At 69.6% G+C, this 19,428-nt stretch carries 16 protein-coding genes and 1 pseudogene; 12 read left to right on the plus strand and 5 right to left on the minus strand.

From position 1 onward, the window contains the following. Nucleotides 1-151 precede the first annotated feature (151 nt). Nucleotides 152-1,309 (plus strand): YDG/SRA domain-containing protein, encoded by a 1,158-nt coding sequence (locus ACGF07_RS22655; RefSeq protein ID WP_392901474.1) that lies wholly within the window; start codon nt 152-154, stop codon nt 1,307-1,309. Nucleotides 1,310-1,400: 91 nt separating this feature from the next. On the opposite strand, the gene ACGF07_RS22660 is transcribed toward ACGF07_RS22655, so the two are convergent. Both ACGF07_RS22660 and ACGF07_RS22665 read right to left on the minus strand, forming a co-directional pair. Further along, on the minus strand, nt 1,401-2,114 hold the full coding sequence (locus ACGF07_RS22660; RefSeq protein ID WP_392901475.1) for a creatininase family protein: 714 nt from the start codon (nt 2,112-2,114) through the stop codon (nt 1,401-1,403). Between the two features lie 17 nt (nt 2,115-2,131). After that, complete coding sequence (locus ACGF07_RS22665; RefSeq protein ID WP_392901476.1) at nt 2,132-3,412, minus strand: hypothetical protein; 1,281 nt, start codon at nt 3,410-3,412, stop codon at nt 2,132-2,134. Between the two features lie 279 nt (nt 3,413-3,691). Here ACGF07_RS22665 and ACGF07_RS22670 point away from each other — a divergent pair, with 279 nt between their 5' ends. From ACGF07_RS22670 to ACGF07_RS22680, 3 genes are all read left to right on the plus strand, one after another. Then, nucleotides 3,692-4,051, plus strand: coding sequence for an ATP-binding protein (locus ACGF07_RS22670; RefSeq protein WP_392901478.1), 360 nt, complete (start codon nt 3,692-3,694; stop codon nt 4,049-4,051). A gap of 151 nt (nt 4,052-4,202) precedes the next feature. Continuing rightward, nucleotides 4,203-4,559: a hypothetical protein gene (locus ACGF07_RS22675; protein WP_392901480.1), complete on the plus strand. Its 357-nt coding sequence runs from the start codon at nt 4,203-4,205 to the stop codon at nt 4,557-4,559. Nucleotides 4,560-4,675: 116 nt separating this feature from the next. After that, nucleotides 4,676-4,843 carry a hypothetical protein gene (locus ACGF07_RS22680; RefSeq protein WP_392901482.1) on the plus strand — a complete coding sequence of 56 codons (168 nt, stop codon included), beginning with the start codon at nt 4,676-4,678 and terminating at the stop codon, nt 4,841-4,843. Between the two features lie 309 nt (nt 4,844-5,152). Here ACGF07_RS22680 and ACGF07_RS22685 read toward each other — a convergent pair whose 3' ends face one another. Then, on the minus strand, nt 5,153-5,977 hold the full coding sequence (locus ACGF07_RS22685; protein WP_392901484.1) for an SLATT domain-containing protein: 825 nt from the start codon (nt 5,975-5,977) through the stop codon (nt 5,153-5,155). A gap of 570 nt (nt 5,978-6,547) precedes the next feature. Between ACGF07_RS22685 and ACGF07_RS22690 the strand changes: the two genes are divergently transcribed. Beyond that, the gene (locus tag ACGF07_RS22690; protein ID WP_392901486.1) at nt 6,548-6,961 is read left to right on the plus strand and encodes a hypothetical protein; all 414 of its coding nucleotides are present in this window, start codon (nt 6,548-6,550) and stop codon (nt 6,959-6,961) included. A 656-nt stretch (nt 6,962-7,617) separates the two neighbouring features. On the opposite strand, the gene ACGF07_RS22695 is transcribed toward ACGF07_RS22690, so the two are convergent. Continuing rightward, nucleotides 7,618-8,391: a GntR family transcriptional regulator gene (locus ACGF07_RS22695; protein WP_392901488.1), complete on the minus strand. Its 774-nt coding sequence runs from the start codon at nt 8,389-8,391 to the stop codon at nt 7,618-7,620. 249 nt (nt 8,392-8,640) lie between these two features. Between ACGF07_RS22695 and ACGF07_RS22700 the strand changes: the two genes are divergently transcribed. From ACGF07_RS22700 to ACGF07_RS22720, 5 genes and pseudogenes are all read left to right on the plus strand, one after another. Continuing rightward, on the plus strand, nt 8,641-8,994 hold the full coding sequence (locus ACGF07_RS22700) for a hypothetical protein (RefSeq protein WP_392901490.1): 354 nt from the start codon (nt 8,641-8,643) through the stop codon (nt 8,992-8,994). After that, complete coding sequence (locus tag ACGF07_RS22705; RefSeq protein ID WP_392901492.1) at nt 8,994-9,200, plus strand: hypothetical protein; 207 nt, start codon at nt 8,994-8,996, stop codon at nt 9,198-9,200. The genes ACGF07_RS22700 and ACGF07_RS22705 overlap by 1 nt, the downstream gene beginning before the upstream one ends. Then, nucleotides 9,197-10,504, plus strand: coding sequence for an FtsK/SpoIIIE domain-containing protein (locus ACGF07_RS22710; RefSeq protein ID WP_392901494.1), 1,308 nt, complete (start codon nt 9,197-9,199; stop codon nt 10,502-10,504). Before ACGF07_RS22705 ends, ACGF07_RS22710 begins: the two co-directional genes overlap by 4 nt. Further along, nucleotides 10,504-10,695: a hypothetical protein gene (locus ACGF07_RS22715; protein WP_392901496.1), complete on the plus strand. Its 192-nt coding sequence runs from the start codon at nt 10,504-10,506 to the stop codon at nt 10,693-10,695. The genes ACGF07_RS22710 and ACGF07_RS22715 overlap by 1 nt, the downstream gene beginning before the upstream one ends. 244 nt (nt 10,696-10,939) lie before the next feature. Next, nucleotides 10,940-12,247 (plus strand): annotated as a pseudogene (locus ACGF07_RS22720) (replication initiator). Nucleotides 12,248-12,432: 185 nt separating this feature from the next. Here the strand turns inward: ACGF07_RS22720 and ACGF07_RS22725 are convergent. Continuing rightward, complete coding sequence (locus ACGF07_RS22725; protein ID WP_392901498.1) at nt 12,433-14,049, minus strand: recombinase family protein; 1,617 nt, start codon at nt 14,047-14,049, stop codon at nt 12,433-12,435. A 338-nt stretch (nt 14,050-14,387) separates the two neighbouring features. On the opposite strand from ACGF07_RS22725, the gene ACGF07_RS22730 reads away from it, so the two are divergent. Both ACGF07_RS22730 and ACGF07_RS22735 read left to right on the plus strand, forming a co-directional pair. Then, nucleotides 14,388-15,149 (plus strand): TIGR03936 family radical SAM-associated protein, encoded by a 762-nt coding sequence (locus tag ACGF07_RS22730; protein WP_350741869.1) that lies wholly within the window; start codon nt 14,388-14,390, stop codon nt 15,147-15,149. Nucleotides 15,150-15,581: 432 nt separating this feature from the next. Next, a complete protein-coding gene (locus tag ACGF07_RS22735; protein ID WP_392901500.1) occupies nt 15,582-19,223 on the plus strand; it encodes a ribonuclease E/G in 3,642 nt (1,213 codons plus the stop codon). Nucleotides 19,224-19,428 lie beyond the last annotated feature (205 nt).

Below are 19,428 nucleotides of genomic sequence, written 5' to 3' on the forward strand. Positions count from 1 at the left end.
GCGTCAGCGCCGGCGCGCCGCCGAAGAGGACCTAGCGGAGGAGGCTAGGCGTCGAGGTTCGGCGACGGCGGGTCGCACGCCAGAAGAGGAGGACTTCACGCGGAGGCTGCGGCAGCTGTGGGACAGGGCTGGCGGCCCGTCGACTGAGCGAGTGGCCCGGCACTGCGACCTCAGCGCCCGGACGCTCGACTCCTATCTGGATGGACGGACCATCCCGACAGAGGAACGGCTCCGTGAGCTCTTCGAAGGGCTGTCGGAGGTCTGCGATGACGATGGCGAGTGGTTGACTGCTGCCCGCGAGACCTTCATCGGCGAAGTGCTCTTCAGGGCGCGTACAGCGCGGAAAGAGGAGAGGGACAGAGTCAGGGAGATGGCTTCCGCTCTGCCCGCCGGGCAGCCCGCCGTCGAGTACGCCCCCTTCCCTGACGGTATTGGTGCAGTACCGGGTGTTCGTCTGGGGCAGCAGTTCGACAACCGGATGACGCTCTCCCGTGCCCGTGTGCACCGGGCGATGCAATCAGGGATCACAGGAACGGCTGAGCTCGGTGCCGAATCGATTGTGGTCAGCGGAAGGCATGAGGATGACGAAGATCACGGCGATGTGATCATCTATACCGGGCAGGGCGGACGAGACCCTGAGACTGGCCGGCAGGTACGGAACCAGGAACTGACACGCGGCAATGCAGCCTTGGCGACAAGTGCGACCACTGGTGCACCTGTCCGGGTTGTTCGTGCGGTTGACGGTGGATATCGATATGACGGGCTGTTCAGGGTTGAGGATGTCTGGTCGGAAGAATCTCGTTCGGGCTATCGGGTCTGGCGGTTTCGTTTGGTCTCGCTTCCCCCGGGCGGACAGGTGGTGGCTGCTCGAGATGCGGGTTCGGTGGCGGACTCCGTCGTAGGTGAGGAAGCACCTCGCAGCCGGTTGGAAACGGCGATCCAACGCATTGTCCGGAGCACTGCGGTCGCCAACTACGTCAAACGTGCGCACGATTACACGTGTCAAGTGTGTGGTGTCCGACTAGAGTCTCCGACCGGCGCTTATGCAGAGGCGGCCCACATCGTTCCCCTGGGGGCTCCGCATCGTGGTCCAGACATCGTCAGCAATGTCCTCTGCCTTTGTGCGAACCACCATGTGCTCTTCGATTTCGGCATGCTGATGATCAACGACGATCTGACCGTGGTGAAGCGATCTGACAGTTCCGTGGTCGGTCGACTTCGGGAGGTAGCGGGGCACGAAGTCGACCGGAGACGCCTTAGGGAGCACCGTGTGATGCACGGGTATGGGTCGGACGGTGTCCTGCGCTGAACTGGCGGATCTTGGAACGTCTCTCTCGGTTTCCGCCGAGGACGGCGCTTGCGCTTCGTGAGAAGCTGCCCGCTTTTGAGGCCGACCGCTGTTAGCTACCCCCTATGATTGACAGGTGTGCGGCGGCCGACTTGGACAGGCTCTCAAGAATGGCTTTGCCCTTATCCGGTGTTCCGAGCGACGGGCGGCCGATGATGCCGTTCTGGGTGTAGCCGGCCATACCGACGGTGAGGAGGTGGGGGCGTTCCGGGGCATCGTGATCGTCGCCCTCGATGCCGTCGCGGATGAGGTGGGGCGCGCCGTGGAGGAGGAGGGACACCTCAAGCTCTCCGCCATGCATGTCCTCGGCACCGCTGCTTTCCAGTCCGGCGGCTTCGCGGGCTCGGTGCCAGTCCTCGCGGACGGGGAAGAGGGCGATGCGCGGGCCTTCGGTGTTGGCCTCTTGGACGACGTTCGAGAGGACGTAGTTCCCGCCGTGCCCGTTTACGATCAACAGGCCGGGGACTCCGGATGCCCGGAGCGACTTCCAGATGTCGTTGATCACGGCGTAGAGCGTGGCGGCGCCGATGCTGACGGTGCCCGGCATGTGGGCGTGCTCGTGCGAGCAGGACAGCGTGACGGGCGGCAGGAGGAACAGGTCGTAGTCGGTGGCGATCCGTTGGGCGATCAGGCTGGCGACGACGGTGTCGGTGGTCAGGGGCAGGTGATCGCCGTGCTGCTCGAAGCTGCCTACCGGCAGCACGGCGACCTTGGCGCCGCGCCGGCGCTCGTCTGCGGAGGTGGCGGCCGTGATCAGTGCGTCCATGGGGCCAGCCTCTCTCATCAGGTCGGCAACGGTCGAGAGGGAGACCCACCGATCATCAGGGTCAAACGGCCGGTAAACGTGGCTACTTCGGGTACGGTGCTCCACCGGCGGAGCGCCGCACCGGCTGAGGACAATTCGGATATGGCGCGGGCGGACTCGGTGTCGAGGGCGATCGAAAGCGCCCGGTCGGCCGCGGTGGCCGCCTGCTCCGGCTCGCCGGAGACCGCGTAGGCGCGCGCCAGCCGGGAGAGGTACACACCCTGGTCGTTGCGGTAGATCGGCGGCAGGGCCTGGAGCTCGGCCTCGAACATCCCCACGGCCGTCCGGGGATCTCCGAGTTCGATCAGGCAGTTCGCGCGCTGCATCTCGATGTACGTCGGTGTGCAGTACGCCAGGTCGAGCGCGTCGTCCGCGTGCGAGTCATCCGGCTCGGCGGCGAGCTCGTGCGCCTCGTCGAACTTCGCCTGAGCGAAGCGCTGGTTACCCATGAGGGTGTGGCCCTGGGCCTCCTGCTGGGCGGCCAGTGCGCGGATGCGGAGGGTGGCGCCGGCCGCTCGTTGTGCGGCGCGGGCGAGGCTGATGGCCTTCTGGGCGTCGCGTCGGGCGGTGGCCTGGTTGCTCTTGCGGAAGAGCACGTAGGCGGCCATGACGTCGTCACCCGCCTCCTGCGCCCACTCCATGGCGCGGTCCGACCAGTACAGGGCCTGGTCGAAGTCCCCGAGATCCTGGTTCAGCCAGCCCAGGAACTCGGCCGTGCGGGCACCGATGACGAGGAGCTCGTCCCGGTCGCGGCCGCCGGTGTTCTGCTGGATGCGGTCGAGGAACTGGACGTGCCGGGTCACCGCGTCGAGTGCGTGGCGGGAGCCGAGCAGGTTCGCGGCCCGGTAGTGGCCGGGCATGACGCCGCGAAGGTGGCTGACGAAGAACTCGGGGTCGATCGGCGAGTTGAGGCGCCGCCCGTCGGCGGACGGTGCTGGCGCTCGGCGCCCTGGCGACGGGAGGGGCGTCTCCTGCTCCCACTCCCGGGCGGCCAGCCCGAGCATGTGCCCGGGGATGTGCAGCCTGTCCGCGATCCGTTCGATGAGCTCGATCTTCTCGATCCTGCGCTTCCCGGACGCGATCTCGCCGACGCGGCTCGGTGTCATGTCGCAGGCGCGGGCGATGAGCGAGGGGTAGATCCCGGCCAGCTTGAGCAGTCGGAACACCGAGGCGAAGTCTCGTCTTCGGCAGGCCGCGATCATCTCCGGATTGGAGAGCAGACCGGCCGGGAGCCGGTCCGGAACGCGAGCATCGGTCACCACAGCCCCCGCTGTCGATCGATAGACGCTGCAAGGAAGTTGATTACCTGTGAGTTTACCCACATTGGGTAATCACCTTGGGTACGAAGTTCGCACTCTCCCTCGGCAGCCTGGTGATGAGGGCCGGAGCATCCGGGCCTGATCGTCCCCGTGGGCACCGGAGGGTGGTGCGCTTTGATCAGCTTGGGAGAACCCCAGGGCACTGCTGAGTCGCCTGAGACGGACGGCGGGATACCCGCGTTCGAGGTGAGGCTCACCCGGCATCGAAGGTCGGTCGGCGTGGCCCGCCTGCACCTCCGTATCTTCCTGGCCCGCGCGCCGGGCGGACACCTCCTCGCGGAGGACGCCGTCATCGTGCTCGGCGAGTTGGTGAGCAACGCGGTGAAGCACGCCAGGGTGCCCAAGGGGCGGCGGATCTACGTCCGCTTCGAGATGGTGCTCGATCACCTCCGGCTGGAGGTGCACGACGCGAGCAGCGAGAAGCCGGTGATCCGGCGGTCCGTGGGTGTCGACTCCGAGTCGGGCCGGGGGCTGTGCCTGGTGGAGGGCCTGTCGGTCGAGTGGGGCGTCATGCCTCGGCCGGAGGGCATCGGAAAGATCGTTTGGGCTCTGGTGGGCCCGGAAGGCGGTGCGTCGTGAACAAGCGGGCGTCCGGGTCTGCGGCGACCCGGTGCTTCTACTGCGGTTCGGGGCTGTTGAAGGCGGCGACCCGGACCATCGTGGTGAACGGCCGGACGGTCCGGGTCCACCTGTGGCACCCGCGCCGTGCGGGGGAGGTGACCGGGAAGTGATGCCGCTTCGAGACCACGGCGAACCGGGTACGGACACCGTTGCGGCGGCCGGAGGATCCGGTCCGGAGGCGGGCTCCCCGTACCCGTTCCCGGTGATCGTGGAGGTCCGGGGCGTGACCTCGCCCGCGCGGTTCAACAAGCTGCCGGACGCGATGGCCGCGGTTCTGACGACGTTGGACGCACTCCCGCTCAGCCCGGACCAACAGGGGTACTTCGCCGAGCTGCTCGGTCCGTCGAAGGCGCAGGCGATCGGGCACCGGTTGGCGACGCACGGGGAGGTGCGGGCCCTGGCCTTCCTCGACCTGAGCCCGACGGTGGTCCGCCTGTACCCCGCCGGCCCCGAGGAGCCGCGGTGATTCGGCGCCTGCGGGCTTGGTGGAACCGGGCCTCGACCTGGTGGCTGTTGAACGGCCAGTTCTCCTGGCCCGTACGGGCCGTCTCGCCGGGGCGGCGAGTTGCGCACCGTGACGTGATGGCGTGGTGTGACGAGCCGGGCTTCGCTGATGAGCAGCGATCGCAGCTGCTACGGCGGATCTGCCGCGAGGAGTCCGGAGTTGAGGGCCCGCTGCTCAGCCTCAGTGAGACGGAACTGTTCCGCCGGATCTTCGACTCCGAGGGGCCGACGCGGGAGCGCACCTGACCTGATCAGGGACAAGTGAAGACGTGCCGGACCACCCCAAGACCTTGGCGGGAGAGGGGTGGTCCGGTGGGTTGGAACCCGGTGCCGATGGTATCGGGCTCCTCGGCATGTCTGTGCACGGATGGCCGGTTCGCTTCTTGACCAGGGGAGTTGGGGAACCAGTTGGACGGGGACGACGACTTCGGTGCGGAGTTGGCGGCGAGCCTCGACCCGGGCTCGTGGGTGTGGCTGCCGGGCGTGGACTACGCCGCCGGCTGGCGGGCCGCGAGACGGGCCTGTGGCGCGGCCAGTTACGCTTCTACGGCATAATCATTCGCCAGGCGAAGCGCCCTGCGCTGGTTGGTCAAGCTGTTGCTGACGTTTCCGCTGCTCATTCTGCAAGATTTCGACCCGCTCGGTAAAATCGGCAAGCGCATCCTCGTCGTCCGCGATAGAGCGATAGCGTCCGATCTTCAGATTTACCGAATTGAGCTCTTCTTCGAGAGCATCGGCCGTCTGTTGTAGATAGAAGCTTCGCTCGCGATACTTGAAGTAGCCAGTAAATCCAGCAGAGATTCCGACGGAGATGCTGGCGGCCACCGTAAGTAGCTTTCCCCTGGCGATCGAGTCCCCGAGCGCGGCGATCGTTGACGTAGCCAATGATCCCATGATGATCACACTTTGGAACGTATTGTGGATGGCTCTGTATCGAGTCCCACTTCGCTGATATCTCTCGATCGCACTGGGGATGCTCTCTCGATAGATATGCCTGCGTGAAGAGAGGTCGAGATTTAGGTGAGCGGCCAGCAATCTCTTCCTCTCGTGCGCCAGCTCCAGCTCCAGCTTCTGGCTTGCTATGTAACTCGAACTCCAATCTGTCGTATCGGACGCCACCATGCCAATCGCCATCCAAATCAGAATCAAATCGATAGGGATGCATGCAATGTTTATCCGCCACAGGCTAATGTGACCCCAAAATGCGACGTTCCCAATAAATAGGAGGAGGGTGAAGATCGGGGCTGCGGAGTATACTGAAAAATAGCGGAATCGATCAATTTTGGCTTCACGAATGTTTTTTTCGATAACCAGGATGGCTCTGCTCTGTTCAAGCTGGAGCTCAACCGGACCTAGGTCCTGTTCTTCTTGAGTCGCCACCTATCCCCCTCAAGCACCAACACATGCCGTCCCACTGGCCAAGCGCGGAAGATGTTAGCGGCCAAACGCTCCCGTGTCTGTCACTTCGAGAATTCCGCCAGCCTTGACGCGCGGGTGGTGTAGCGGTTTTGGTCGGTGTCCTGCCTGGTTTGGGGTCGAGCATGATCGGGGGGCCGTAAGCTGCTGCGACTCGGTCAGGGCTTTTGGGCCTGACCGCAGTTTGGCCGAGTGGCCCCCCGTTCTTGCTCGACGCGGGTCCCGGCCCGGGGAGGTGGGTAAAACCGCGGAGCCGCCCGGCCTCAGCCACGGCGGGTTCTAACCTCGGCGCCCTCTGGGTCGCACGTTCGGTGGGCGCGGCCTGCCGCCGCCGGCGCGGGGCGGAGACAGGAGCGGCGGCGAGCGGCAGGGCCGCGCGCTGCGCGCTGTGCCCGCCCTTGAGTAAGTGAAGAAGAGTTGCGACGCCTTACGTGCTGACAGCCCGTGCTTCAGGAGAACCGGCACCAGGCGTCGGTGTCGGGAGGTAGGTTCTTGCTCCTAGATGCGGCCACAGGGCGGGGAGTTTTCTCGATCATGTACGACGCTGAAGTCACGGCGGTGGCAACTGGTGCAGCAGGAACGCTTGTTGCGGCGATTGCAACGTGGGGTGCCGGAAAGATGCAGGTCGCAGTCGGTCACTTCTTCCGACGTGGCACGCCCCAGGAGCAGCGCGCAGCGATGGAGGCTGTGAACGCGACTGCGGCTGAGCTGTCTTCTGGCGGGGACGGCGCGAGGGCCGCCGCGGCTGCGGCATGGACGGAAGTTCTGGCGCAGTACCTGTCTGACCACCGCGACCTTCTGGGCGAAGTCGATGGCCTTGGGCGACCCGGGTCTGCGGTGTCGAGTGTGTGGAACCAGCACAACACGGGAACGGGCACCTTCGTTGGCGGGAACGTATACGGCGGTCTGACCATCCAACAAGGCGGCGGTCCTGATGACGGACGGTGAGCCAAAGGAGCAGCACAACCACGGCTCTGGCACGTTTGTTGGTGGAAGCGTCCACGGTGGCCTCTGGCAGATCTTCCTGCCGCCTTACGGCAAGAAGGCCTCTGATCCTGTCTCGTCAGGCGACGGGGTTCCGCAGCCGCAGTCGGATGAGACCGACTATGACGGTGTTGGCGGCTCAATGGTGGCCTGCTTGATCTTCGCGCCAGGCTTTGCTTACGGCAGCCTCCACGAGATGATGGGATGGCCGATGGCCCCAGGTGGGGCAGTTCCCGGAGTCGGCGAGCGAATCGGTATGGGTTTTGTTCTTACCTATGCATTGATAGCCCTTATTGCGGCATTCTTTGCCCGTCTTGCTCAGTTCTTCGAGCTCTGGTCGGAGCGGTGCGCCATCACGGCTTCGCAGACCAGGGGCCGTCTGGTTGCTGCTCCGCCAGCCCTGATGGCTCGGTTCACAGCGACAGTGTCCGCGTGGGCTGCGGCTGTTGCAGGGGTGCTGGCGTCGCTCTATGGCTGGAGTGCCTTTGGCGGGGACGTCTCTCGGCGAGCTCACGTTGCTCGCGTGAACTCGGCAGCCAACGCCACGACAGCCCGTGCCGCTGCCAGACGGGCAGCTGGCGGACCGAGCTAACTCGTCGCAACTTCAAAGACTTGAGCGGTCACGCTCCTGCGGTTCGGCTGGGCTTGTGGGCGTCGATGGCGTAGGTGAGGGCGGTGGTTTCGGCGCCGAGGCGGGTCTCTTCGAGGAGGAGGGGGAGGTCGGTAGCCTGGTCGCAGGTGATGCGGTGGGCGACCAGGAGGACGGCGGCCTCGGAGAGTTGGAGGGCTTCGCGCTCGTCGGGCTGGGGGATGCGGGCGCTGACCCGTTCGCGCCAGGTGAGGGCGTGGCCGGCGGCGGTGAGCGTAGCGTAGGCCTCGGTCGGGGTGGCGGCGGGGTGTTGGGCGAGCGGGGTGGCCTCGATGCGTTCCATGGGGAGCAGGAGGCGGTGGAGGGCGCGGCCGTCGCCGGTGGGGGCGGTGAGGAGGCGGTCGCAGCCGAGCATCAGTTCGTCCTGGTCCATCTCCAGCAGCGGCGCGGTGATGGCGTCGGTGCGGGAGCGGTAGACCGTGGGCTCTTCGGCGCGGTCGAACCAGGCGTCGAAGGGCGTTGAGAAGGTGTTGCCCTGGTCGGCGATGGTCCGGTCCAGGTTGGCGCTCGGGCCGTGGACGGCGGCGCGGACGAAGGTGCCGCGGCCTTGCTTCACGTCCAACTGACCCTCGCTGCGGAGGGCGGCGACGGCGAGCCTGACGGTCGGTCGGGAGACGCCGTAGGTCTCGGCGAGATCGGTTTCGGTGGGCAGCTGGGTGCCGGGGGGCCACTCGCCGGTGGCGATGGACTGGCGCATCGCCGCCGCCACCTGCTTGTGCAGTGCCTCGTTCCGAATGATCGCCATAGTGTTGACCCCTTGGTGCGGGCGCCGGGGGAGGGGCCCGCTTCGCGTGTGCCGTGTCGTTTTCGAGGGTTCGTGTGTGGCCGTTTGCCCTGGTCGGGCGGCATCTCTAGGTCTGTCATCAGTTGCTAGCCGTTAAACGTAAGCATGAATCGCTTGCGTCGGGGCGTCAAGGAGGAGCATCATCGCCAAAGGTAAGTACGTTTGACGGCTGACGTCATGCGGCCTTTGGTGTCAGAGGAGTGTGTGCTCATGCAGTCCATTCCCGTGGACGGAACCCGGCTCGGCACGATGACCTGCATCGTCGCCCCTGAGGCGCGGGTGGCGAACCGTGAGACCGGGGAGGTCAGGAAAGACCGGGACGGCCAGACCGTCTACACGGTCGGGGCCGCGGTCCGGCAGGACGGCCGGCGGGCCTCGATCATCGAGATCAGCGTGTCCGGCGAACCGGTCGGCGTGGTCGAGGGTGTGCGGGTGCACGTCACCGGCCTGACCGCCTTCTCCTGGGCGATGGGGGACCGGCACGGCCTGTCCTTCCGCGCTGACGCCATCACCCCCGTTCCGGTCGCTGCTCCGGCGGCTTCGCGCAAGGGCGGCGACGCCTGATGAGCAGTGCGACCCGCGTGAAGCTGCGGGGCCTGCTGCGAGAACTCGGTGACCTGGCCGAGGAGGTCGACCCGTTCGGGCGCGACGCCGAGGGGGTCCAGCTCTTCGACCACATCGCCGTCGTCGCCACCAAGGCCGCGGGCCGGGCTCGTGATCTGGAGACCGAAGCGCACAACGCGGCGATGGAGAACGGGGAAAGGCCGTGATCGTCCTCCAGCTGCTGTGGGTGATGATGCTGGCGACCGTGCTGATCGCGCTCAGCATGGCTCCGGTGCTGCGGCGCAGCTATCCGTATCTGTGGTGGTACCTGCTCGGCTACCCCGCCACGGTGATCCGCGTCCGTGTGACGTGGCGGCGCCTGACCACGAACCTCGGTCTCGCCGTGGCCAAGCGTCCGTCGCGGGCCCGGGTGGGTGACCTGATGGTTCGCGGGGATCCGCTGCGGCCGACGCCTCCCCGACTTGGTGTGGCGAAGTACCGGCGTGGCGGCGTCGACGTGCGGGTGCGGCTTCACCCCGGGCAGGTGCCCGAGCATTTCGCGGAAGCGATCGACGCGTTCACTCATGCCTGGCGGGTGCACGCTGTGCGGCTGGTCGCGGACGGGCGCGGGTTCGTCACCCTCTCGGCACTCGCCTGGAACCCGCTGATCGCGCCGGTGGCTCCGTACCGCTTGAAGGAACGGCTGCTGCGGGCGGTGGTCGGCCTGCTGGAGGACGGCCGGGCCTGGACGATCGACCTGCGGCGGGCACCGCACTGGCTGATCGTCGGGGCGACCCGCTCCGGCAAGTCCACCCTCATCGCCGCGCTGGTGAAGGAACTCGCCCCGCAGCGCGTCGCCCTGTTCGGCATCGACCTCAAGGGCGGCATGGAACTGTCCCTGTTCGAGGACCGGTTGTCGGCCCTCGCGGCCACCCGGGCGGAAGCCGCCCACCTGCTCGCGGAGTTGGTCGCGGAGACCGAAGCGCGCATGCAGCTCTGCCGCTCGGTCGGGGCCCGGTCCATCTGGGACCTGCCGCCGAAGCTCCGCAAGATGCCCGTCGTCGTCATCGTGGACGAGGTCGCGGAGCTGTACCTGGTCGCGACCAGGGAGGACAAGGCGGAGGTGGGGGAGATCTCCACCAACCTGCTCCGGCTCGCCCAGCTCGGCGCCGCGCTGGGCGTCCACCTGGTGGTCGCCGGGCAACGGGTCGGCTCGGACCTCGGGCCCGGCGTGACCGCCCTGCGGGCGCAGCTGGCCGGCCGGGTCTGCCACCGGGTGAACGATGCCGGGACGGCGGAGATGGCGCTCGGCGATCTCGACAAGGACGCCCTGGCCGCCGCTCAGCAGATCACCGCCGCCGAGCAGGGCGTCGCCATCACGGTCGGCGCCGACGGCCTGTGGATCCGCGCCCGGTCCGTCCGCATCACCCCCGAGCAGGCGCGTCGAGCGGCGCGGAAGTACGCCCGGCTGGCTCCGTCCTGGCCGGGCCTCCACACGGCGGACGAACCGAACGAAGGGGTCTACGTCTGATGGGCGGCGTACTCGTCCTGACCGCAGTCCTGGCCCTCGTCACCTACCTCCTGGTCCGCTCCGGCGAACTCAAGGTCTGGCACGTGCTCCTCGTCGGCGTCCTCGGCATCTACCTGGACCGCATCGGCTGGGCGGACCCCGTCGTCTACGCCGTGACCTGGCTCGTCCAAGGCCTCACCCACACCACCTGAAAGGCGCGATCACCGTGCCAACCCGACCAACCATCCAGCCCGCCCACCCCACCGCTACCCCCGGCCGCGCCACCGCATGTCTGGCCCGGCCGGGGCCCGGCGAACCCTGGCCCTGGAGACACCCGCCATGACCGACAGCTCCAACCCGTACGCCGACCCCACCGCACGCCGCGCCTTCCTCGACCGGGAGGCGCGGTTGCGCCAACTGCCTCTCATCGACCAGGACTTCGTCCGCCTCGGCGCGATGCCGGACCTGAACCGGTGGCTGGAGCAGATCCGCGCCACCGGTGGCTGCGCCGAACCGGTGCACCTCGCCGGGCACACCACCACGGTCGACCCCGACACCGGTGAGGTTCTGCGCCACTACTCGACCGCCACCGAACCCGGTGGCTGGCTCGCCGTCCGCTGCCGCAACCGCCGGGCCTCCCGCTGTGCGCCCTGCTCCCGGGAGCACAGCGGCGACACCTTCCACCTGGTCCGCTCCGGCCTGGTCGGTGGCAAAGGCGTCCCGGAGACCGTACGGACGCACCCGCGGTTGTTCGTCACCCTGACCGCGCCCTCCTTCGGACCGGTCCACTGGGCGGGTAGCTGCCACTCGGCCCGGCGCAGAAGGTGTGAGCATGGGGGTCAGCACGGTTGCGGTCGAACCCATCCGGACGCTGACCCCATCGTCGGGCAGCCGCTTTGCGTGGACTGCTACGACTACCCCAGGCACGTCCTGTGGAACTCCATGGCCCCGGCCCTGTGGAAGGCCTTCCGCGACAACCTCTACCACCACCTCGCTGCCCGGGCGGGCGTCGGCCGGTCCGAGGTGCGCACCCTGGTCAGGGTCTCCGCTGCCAAGGTTGCCGAGTATCAGAAGCGCGGCGCCGTCCACTTCCACGCCGTCGTCAGGCTCGACGGCCCGGATGGTTCCACTACTCCGCCTCCGCCCTGGGCAACAGGGGACCTCCTCTCGGAAGCCGTGCGCTCGGCGGCCACCGCCGTGGCACTCCCGTGCCCCGAGTCGGTGGCTTACGGCGGCGGACGGCTCAGCTTCGGTACCCAGCTGGACGCGCATCCCCTTATATAGGGGGGCGGCGGGCTGATCTCTGACGATGCGGTGGCGGCCTACGTCGCCAAGTACACGAGCAAGAGCGTGGAGGCCGCTGGCGCTGTTGACCGCCGCATCGAGTCGCTGGCGGAGATACAGGCGTTGCGCGTCAGCCCGCATGTCCGTGCCCTCATCGCCACAGCCTGGCGCCTCGGCGGCCTGCCGGAGCTGCGACACCTGCGACTTCGCGCCTGGGCCCACATGCTCGGGTACCGGGGGCACTGCCTCACCAAGACGCTGGCCTACTCCACTACATACGGGCAGCTCAGAGCCGCGCCGGCCGCACACGCCCGCGGCCTCTACACCGACCGGGACGACGAGACCGTGGTTGAGAGTGCCTGGCGGTTCGTCGGAACCGGTCACACCCCGGCCGAAGCGCTCGTCGCCGCCGGTATCGCCGAAGACCTCGCCACCAATCGGGAGGTCGCCCGTGTGGAACGGGCAGGGGAGAGAGCGTGACGGCCGAGCAAGCGGGGGCCAGAGCAGCGACGGCTTCGCGCGAGGCGGTGCCACGGAAGGCGCGCCGGCCCCCAGACATCGAGAGCGAGATCGTCATCGTGGACGATGAGGGTCACGAGGAGCCGTACGACTCCGCCAAGCACTGACCGCGACAGCCCCCGCCACGATGACGGGGGCTGTCGGCGTCAGAGCTTGCTCGCGAAGTCGTCCTCCTTGATGACCAGGCGATCGCGGTAGTCCTTGGGGATCCTGAGCTTGAGGTGCACGGTGGGCTGTCGCTGGCCCGGGACCTTGGTGCGGGTGACCTTGCAGGTAACGCCCACACGGAGCAGGTCGGCTGCCATGGCTTCCATGCCGCCCGCCTCCCAGTGCTCACGGAAGGTCTTGCCGTTGGCGGCGTTGACCCACCGGTCCTGGGTGGACTCGGGGTCGATGGTCGCTAGCTCGTCGATGAGCTGGTTCAGGGTCTCCTCGGCCTGCTCGCGGGTGAAGGTGGTGCGTGCGAAGCGTCCGCCGGGCTCCAGGCCCTTCATGTAATAGGAGATGGACTCCTCCAACTGCTTCTTCCGCTTCAAGGCCTCAGCTCCCTTGGCATACTCCCGGACCATGACCGGTTCGTCGCCGAGCACCTTGAGGACGTCCTGGACAAGTGCGGCGTAGACGCTGTCCGGGTCGTTCACTCCGGCTCCGCCGCCCTTGCAGCCGCCGCAGCGCATGTACTTGTACTGGACGCCCTTGGTGGTCGTGACCTGCACCGTGATGTTGGTGCTGCAGTCGTCGCACACGAAGACCCCGAGGAACTTGGTGGCGCCGCCTTCCTGCCGGGCGGGCTGGTTCTTCCCCCATCTGTCGAGGTCCCTGCCGAGCTGCGTGAACTCGTCCTCCGTGAAGATCGGCTCGGCGACCTTGATCGACCTGCCGTCCTTACCGAGGACCTGCTTCGACTTCCGTCCGATGCCGCTCTTGTCCTCCTCTACCCGGTACCCCATGAGAGCGGGGTTCCTGAGTCTCCGGAGATGGGTGGATGTGGTCAGCCCCTCGGATCCCGGCACGCCTGCGCGCTTGATGATCCGAACCTGACGCGACGCGGAGATCTTCGACGCCCGCCGGCGACTCCAGTGCAGCACCTTGTAAGCGGTCTCGTCGATGGCCAGGACGGTGCGGCCGTGCTCGTCCACGACTGTCCGGTAGCCGTAGGCCGGCTTGCCGACCAGCCACTCCTCCTGGGTCTTGGCGTAGTCCCACAGGCTGGTGACCCGGGTGGAGGTATTGGCGGCCTCGATCTCCGCGATCCCGCCGATCAGGGTGATCATGACTTTCCCGACCACGGTGGTCAGGTCGATGGCGTCGTTCTTGGAGACCAGGTTCTTCCCGTACTTGAGGCACCACTCGATCATGGTGCTGAGGTCCGAGAGGCGGCGTACGAAGCGGTCGAGCTTCCAGAACAGCAGGACGTCGAACTCGGGCGCCCGGTTGTTCAGCCAGTCCCCGAGCTGCTTGCGCTTCCACGGCGGCACCTTGGTGGCGCTCACGTTGAGGTCGCTCGCCACTCCTACGACCCGCACCCCCATGTCTCGGGCCAGCATCCGTAGGTCCAGCTCCTGGCGGACCGGCGACGTGGTCTCGTCCGTGAGAACACTCAGCCGGATGGAGAGGAGAGCCCGAGGAGCGTCCTCGGGCAGGAGCGCCTCCGCCCGCTTCAGATCCTTCAGGAGTCTGAGGTCCGCCGGCGACCACTCGGCGTCCACGTCGTACTGCTGCTGTCGCTGCGCCGATGCGGCGCGCTTCGCACCTCGTCCCATGGCAGGGACGCTAGCGAGACTTTTGGATCCATGTCCATACGGCCGCAGATGGACACTCACATCCAGATCGGCCCCACCGGCAAGAAGCTGCTGCCGCTGACGGTCGTCAACAAGTAGGCGCCGCAGGCCCGTCGGCCCCCGTCCGGTGCGAGCCGGGCGGGGGCCGGGGTGTGTGGCGGGCCAGGGGCGGGGCGAGGGGTGCGGCGGGGCGCGTACCCTTTGAGGTGACAGAGTCCGGACAGTGGCGGGAGCCCGCCGCGCCGGACGGGGAAACTTGACTAAAGGACTGAGCGACCCTGGCACGCCGTACGCCCGACGGTCCGCCGCCCGCGCCGACGGTGCAGCGGATTCGTCTCCGCTACACCAAGCGCGGCCGGCTCCGCTTCACCAGCCACCGCGACTTCCAGCGCGCCTTCGAGCGCGCCCTGCGCCGGTCCGCCGTTCCGATGGCCTACTCGGCCGGCTTCACCCCGCACCCGAAGGTCTCCTACGCCAACGCGGCCCCGACCGGGGTGGCGAGCGAGGCGGAGTTCCTGGAGATCGGCCTGGCCGCCGTCCGTGACCCGGAGCAGCTGCGGGCGCAACTGGACGAGTCGCTGCCGGCAGGTCTGGACGTGATCGACGCGGTCGAGGTGCGGACGCCGAACTTCGTGGAGCGCCTCGAGGCCTCCGAATGGCTGGTCCGGCTCGACGGCGTCGAGCCGGACGAGGCGGCCCGCGCGGTGGAGAAGTTCCTCGCCGAGGAGCGGATCGAGGTCGAGCGCCGGACCAAGAACGGCGTGCGGGTCTTCGACGCGCGGGGCGCGGTGGCCGCGCTCGGAGTCGTCGAGCCGCAGGTCGCCGCCGGTGCGGACACCACCTCCGGAACCGACCACGATGTTCGGACCGGCCGTCCCTGTGCGATACTGCGCCTGGTAGTACGACACGCCACACCCGCCGTACGACCCGACGACGTATTGTCCGGTCTCCGTGCGACGGCCGACCTGGCGCCGCCGGTCCCCGCAGAGGTGACCAGGCTGGCGCAGGGGCCGCTCGACGAGGAGTCCGGCACGGTGACCGACCCGCTGGCGCTCGACCGCGCCGCGGCCCCGACTGGCTGAGAAACGGCCGCCGGGCCGCGCGCACCGCGTCCGCCTAGCGGGCGGAGGCCTGGTCCAGTGCCTCACTGGACCCGACGGTCCTCCAGGGTTCCCGCGGCTCCCCAGGGGAGCGAGCGTCGTCGCAGCACAGGCCGGCCACTCGGGGCCGCCGACCAGGACGGTCGGTGGCCCGGGGCCCCGTCCGGGAGCCACCCGGGGTTGGGGGACGGCGCAGCTTGGGAAAACCTCAGAAGACTGGTCAGACCAGAAGACTTTCGACACCCCGCCGCGTGCGGGGCGCCGAGCGAGACTACGAGCCCCTGTGCGGCCTCGCGTCCGCGCGGCGGCACCGTGAAAGGGTCCGGCCCGAGCATCGTCGAGATGCCGGCCGCCCACCGGTGCCGAGCCGTGCCCGGATGTGGAGCCCGGGGGCCTGACGGGAGATCCACCCGCATGCTCGATAACACCGATCCGCAGCAGACTGCGGCCACGGAACAGAACGAATCCCCCGCCGCCGGCGGTGAGGGCGCGTCCGCCGCGCCGCCGCGCCGTCGTCGCCGGGCGGTGTCCCGCCCGGCGGGCACCCCGCAGGGTGCGGCCGTCGAGGCGGCCGAGACCGTGCTGCCGGCCGAGGCACACGAGGCGCCCGCCGCGGCGGCTCCGGCGGCCGAGCCGGCCCCGGCGGCCGAGAAGCCGGTCCGGGCCCGCCGCACCCGCAAGCGTGCCGAGGCGCCGGCCGGTGCCCCGGAGGCGGCCGTGACCGCCCCGTCCGAGGCCGCCCCGGCCCCAGCGGCGGAGCAGGACCAGCCGGCCGAGCGCGCTGAGCAGGTCGAGAAGAGCGCGAAGGCCGAGAAGGTCCAGAAGGCGGAGAAGGCCGAGCCGGCCGAGACCGCCGAGAAGCCCGCCCGGGCCCGCCGCACCCGCAAGCGCGCCGAGGCTCCGGCCGGCGCGCCCGCCGTCGAGGCGCCCGTGGCCGAGGCCCCCGCCGACAAGTCGGCCGCCGTGGAGGAGCCGGCCGCCGCCGAGCCGGTGGCCGAGGAGGCCCCCGCCGCCCCGGCCCGCCGCCCCCGCCGCCGCCGTGTGGTCGAGGCCGCGCCGGTGGTCGAGGCCCCGGCCGAGGAGCCGGTGGCCGAGGAGCCCGCCGCCGAGGAGGAGCCCGCCGAGGAGGAGGCCGTCGAGGCCCCCGCCGCCGAGCCGGCCGCCGCGCCCGCTCCGGCCGCCGAGGCCGAGCCGCACCACCGGGTGCGCCGCCGCGCCGTCCGCCCGGCCACCGCGGTCTTCCAGGCCCCGGTCTTCCAGGAGCCCGCCCCCTACGTGGCGCCCCCCGCGCCCCAGCAGCCCGCCGCCGCCCCGGCGCAGGCGGAGGCCCCGGCCGCCGCCGAGCGCGAGGACGACGAGTACGAGTACAGCGGCGTCGGCCGTCGCCGCCGGGTCCGTACCCGGGTCGAGCCGAACCGCCGCAAGCCGGCCGCCCAGGCCCCGGTCCAGGCGCCGGTCCAGGCTCCGGCCGTCGAGGCCCCCGCCGCGGTCGAGACGCCCGCCGCCGAAGCCCCCGCCACCGGTCCGGAGACCGAGGGCGAGTGGGAGGAGGACGGCCGTCCGTCCCGCCGCCGTCGTCGGGGCGGCCGTCGCCGCCGCCGTGGCGAGGCCGAGGAACCCGAGGCCGCCGCGGCCGTCGAGGCCGAGCAGCCCACCGCCGAGGAGCCGGCCGAGGCCGTCGCCGAGGAGGAGGACGAGGACGACGACCTGGCCGCGGGCCTGTCCTCGTCGCGCCGTCGCCGCCGCCGTCGCCGCCGCAGCGGTGAGGCCGGTGACGTCGAGGTCGCCGAGACCACCGAGGACGGCGTCCGCACGGTGGTGAAGGTGCGCGAGCCGCGCCGCCGCTCCACCGAGCCGTCCTTCGACCCGGACGAGGTGCAGTCCATCAAGGGCTCGACCCGTCTGGAGGCGAAGAAGCAGCGTCGCCGCGAGGGCCGCGAGCTGGGCCGTCGCCGGGTGCCGATCATCACCGAGGCCGAGTTCCTGGCCCGCCGCGAGTCGGTCGAGCGCGTCATGGTGGTGCGCCAGAACGGCCAGCGGACCCAGATCGGCGTCCTCGAGGACGGCGTGCTGGTCGAGCACTACGTCAACAAGGAGCAGGCCACCTCGTACGTGGGCAACGTCTACCTGGGCAAGGTCCAGAACGTGCTGCCGTCGATGGAGGCCGCCTTCGTCGACATCGGCAAGGGCCGCAACGCGGTGCTGTACGCCGGCGAGGTCAACTTCGGCGCGCTGGGCGGCCACGGCGGCCCGCGCCGGATCGAGTCGGTGCTGAAGTCCGGCCAGTCCGTGCTGGTGCAGGTCTCCAAGGACCCGATCGGCCACAAGGGCGCCCGGCTGACCAGCCAGATCTCGCTGCCCGGCCGCTACCTGGTGTACGTGCCCGAGGGCTCGATGACCGGCATCTCGCGCAAGCTGCCCGAGAACGAGCGCGCGCGCCTGAAGCAGATCCTCAAGAAGATCGTTCCGGACGACGCGGGCGTGATCGTGCGCACCGCCGCCGAGGGCGCCTCCGAGGAGGAGCTGACCCGCGACGTCCAGCGCCTCCAGCAGCAGTGGGAGGACATCCAGAAGAAGGCCGCGACGGGCAACGCCCCGGCGCTGCTGTACGGCGAGCCGGACATGACCGTCCGGGTCGTCCGCGACATCTTCAACGAGGACTTCACCAAGGTCATCGTCTCCGGTGACGAGGCGTGGAAGACCATCCACGAGTACGTCTCCAACGTGGCCCCGGACCTCGCCGAGCGGCTCCAGCGGTGGACCTCCGAGGTCGACGTGTTCGCCACGTACCGGATCGACGAGCAGCTGATGAAGGCGCTGGACCGCAAGGTCTGGCTGCCCAGCGGCGGCTCGCTGGTGATCGACCGCACCGAGGCGATGGTCGTCATCGACGTCAACACCGGGAAGTTCGTCGGCCAGGGCGGGAACCTGGAGGAGACGGTCACCCGGAACAACATCGAGGCGGCCGAGGAGATCGTGCGCCAGCTGCGGCTGCGCGACCTCGGCGGCATCATCGTGATCGACTTCATCGACATGGTCCTGGAGTCCAACCGCGACCTGGTGCTGCGCCGTCTGCTGGAGTGCCTGGGCCGGGACCGGACCAAGCACCAGGTGGCCGAGGTCACCTCGCTGGGCCTGGTCCAGATGACCCGCAAGCGGGTCGGCCAGGGCCTGCTGGAGTCCTTCTCCGAGCCGTGCGTGCACTGCAACGGCCGCGGCGTGATCGTCCACATGGAGCAGCCGAGCACCCACGTCCACGCCCCGGCCACGGCCGCGGGCGAGGCCTCGGGCAGCGGCAAGCGCCGTCGCCGGGGCAAGGGCGGGGCCGGCCAGGAGGAGCCGCAGGCCGTCGAGGCCGCCGTGGCCGAGACGGTCGTGGAGCCCGCCGAGGCCGTGGCCGAGGCCGAGGCCGAGCCGGTGCGCGAGGAGATCGAGGGCCAGCTGGCCCTGGAGGTCCCGGGCGTCGAGGCCCCGGCCGTGGAGGCCGTGGAGGCCGCGGCGGTCGAGGCCGCCCCGGCGGAGGCCCCGAAGGCAGCGGAGGCTCCGGCCGCCGCTCCGGCGGGCCGCACCCGCCGCCGCGCGGTGCGCAAGGCGACGGCTCCGGCCGGCTCGCCGCAGGCCGCCGAGATCGTGGTGCTGCAGGCGAAGGCCGACGCGGCGCTGGAGGCGGCCCTGGCCGCCGCCGCACCGGCGGTCGAGGCCGCCGCGGAGACCGCCGCCGAGGCGGTCGCGGAGGCCGTCGCCGAGACGGCGCCCGGGACCGTCGAGCAGGTCGTCGTCGAGGAGACCGTGGTCGTCGAGCCCGCCGGGGCCCCGGCCGCGGAGGAGCCCGCCGAGGAGCCTGCTGCCCAGGAGCCCGCCGAGGAGGAGGCGCCCGCCGAGGAGGCCCCGGCGCCGAAGAAGCGGGCCGCCCGCAAGACCGCCGCGAAGAAGACCGCCGCCAAGAAGACGGCCACGGCGGCCAAGAAGACCACCGCCCGCAAGACCGCCACCAAGCGGACGAGCGCGGCGGCCAAGAAGGCCGCGGCCGCCGAGGGTGATACGGCGTCCGAGTAGTGCCCGAGCCCGGGGCGGGATCCCTCCCGCCCCGGGCCGTACGGGCCGGTTTGCCCCCCGGGCGGCCGGTCCGTATTCTTGACCATCGGCGTGTCTACGCCACGCTCCCGAGCACATCACCTTCCCGAGGGCAGCGCGCACGCGCGCGGCGATCGGGAAGAGGCCCCTGTGTCCGTACCCAGGTGGCTGGCGTCGGGGGTTCCGA

Source organism: Kitasatospora sp. NPDC048194, assembly GCF_043202455.1.
Classification (GTDB): Bacteria; Actinomycetota; Actinomycetes; order Streptomycetales; family Streptomycetaceae; genus Kitasatospora.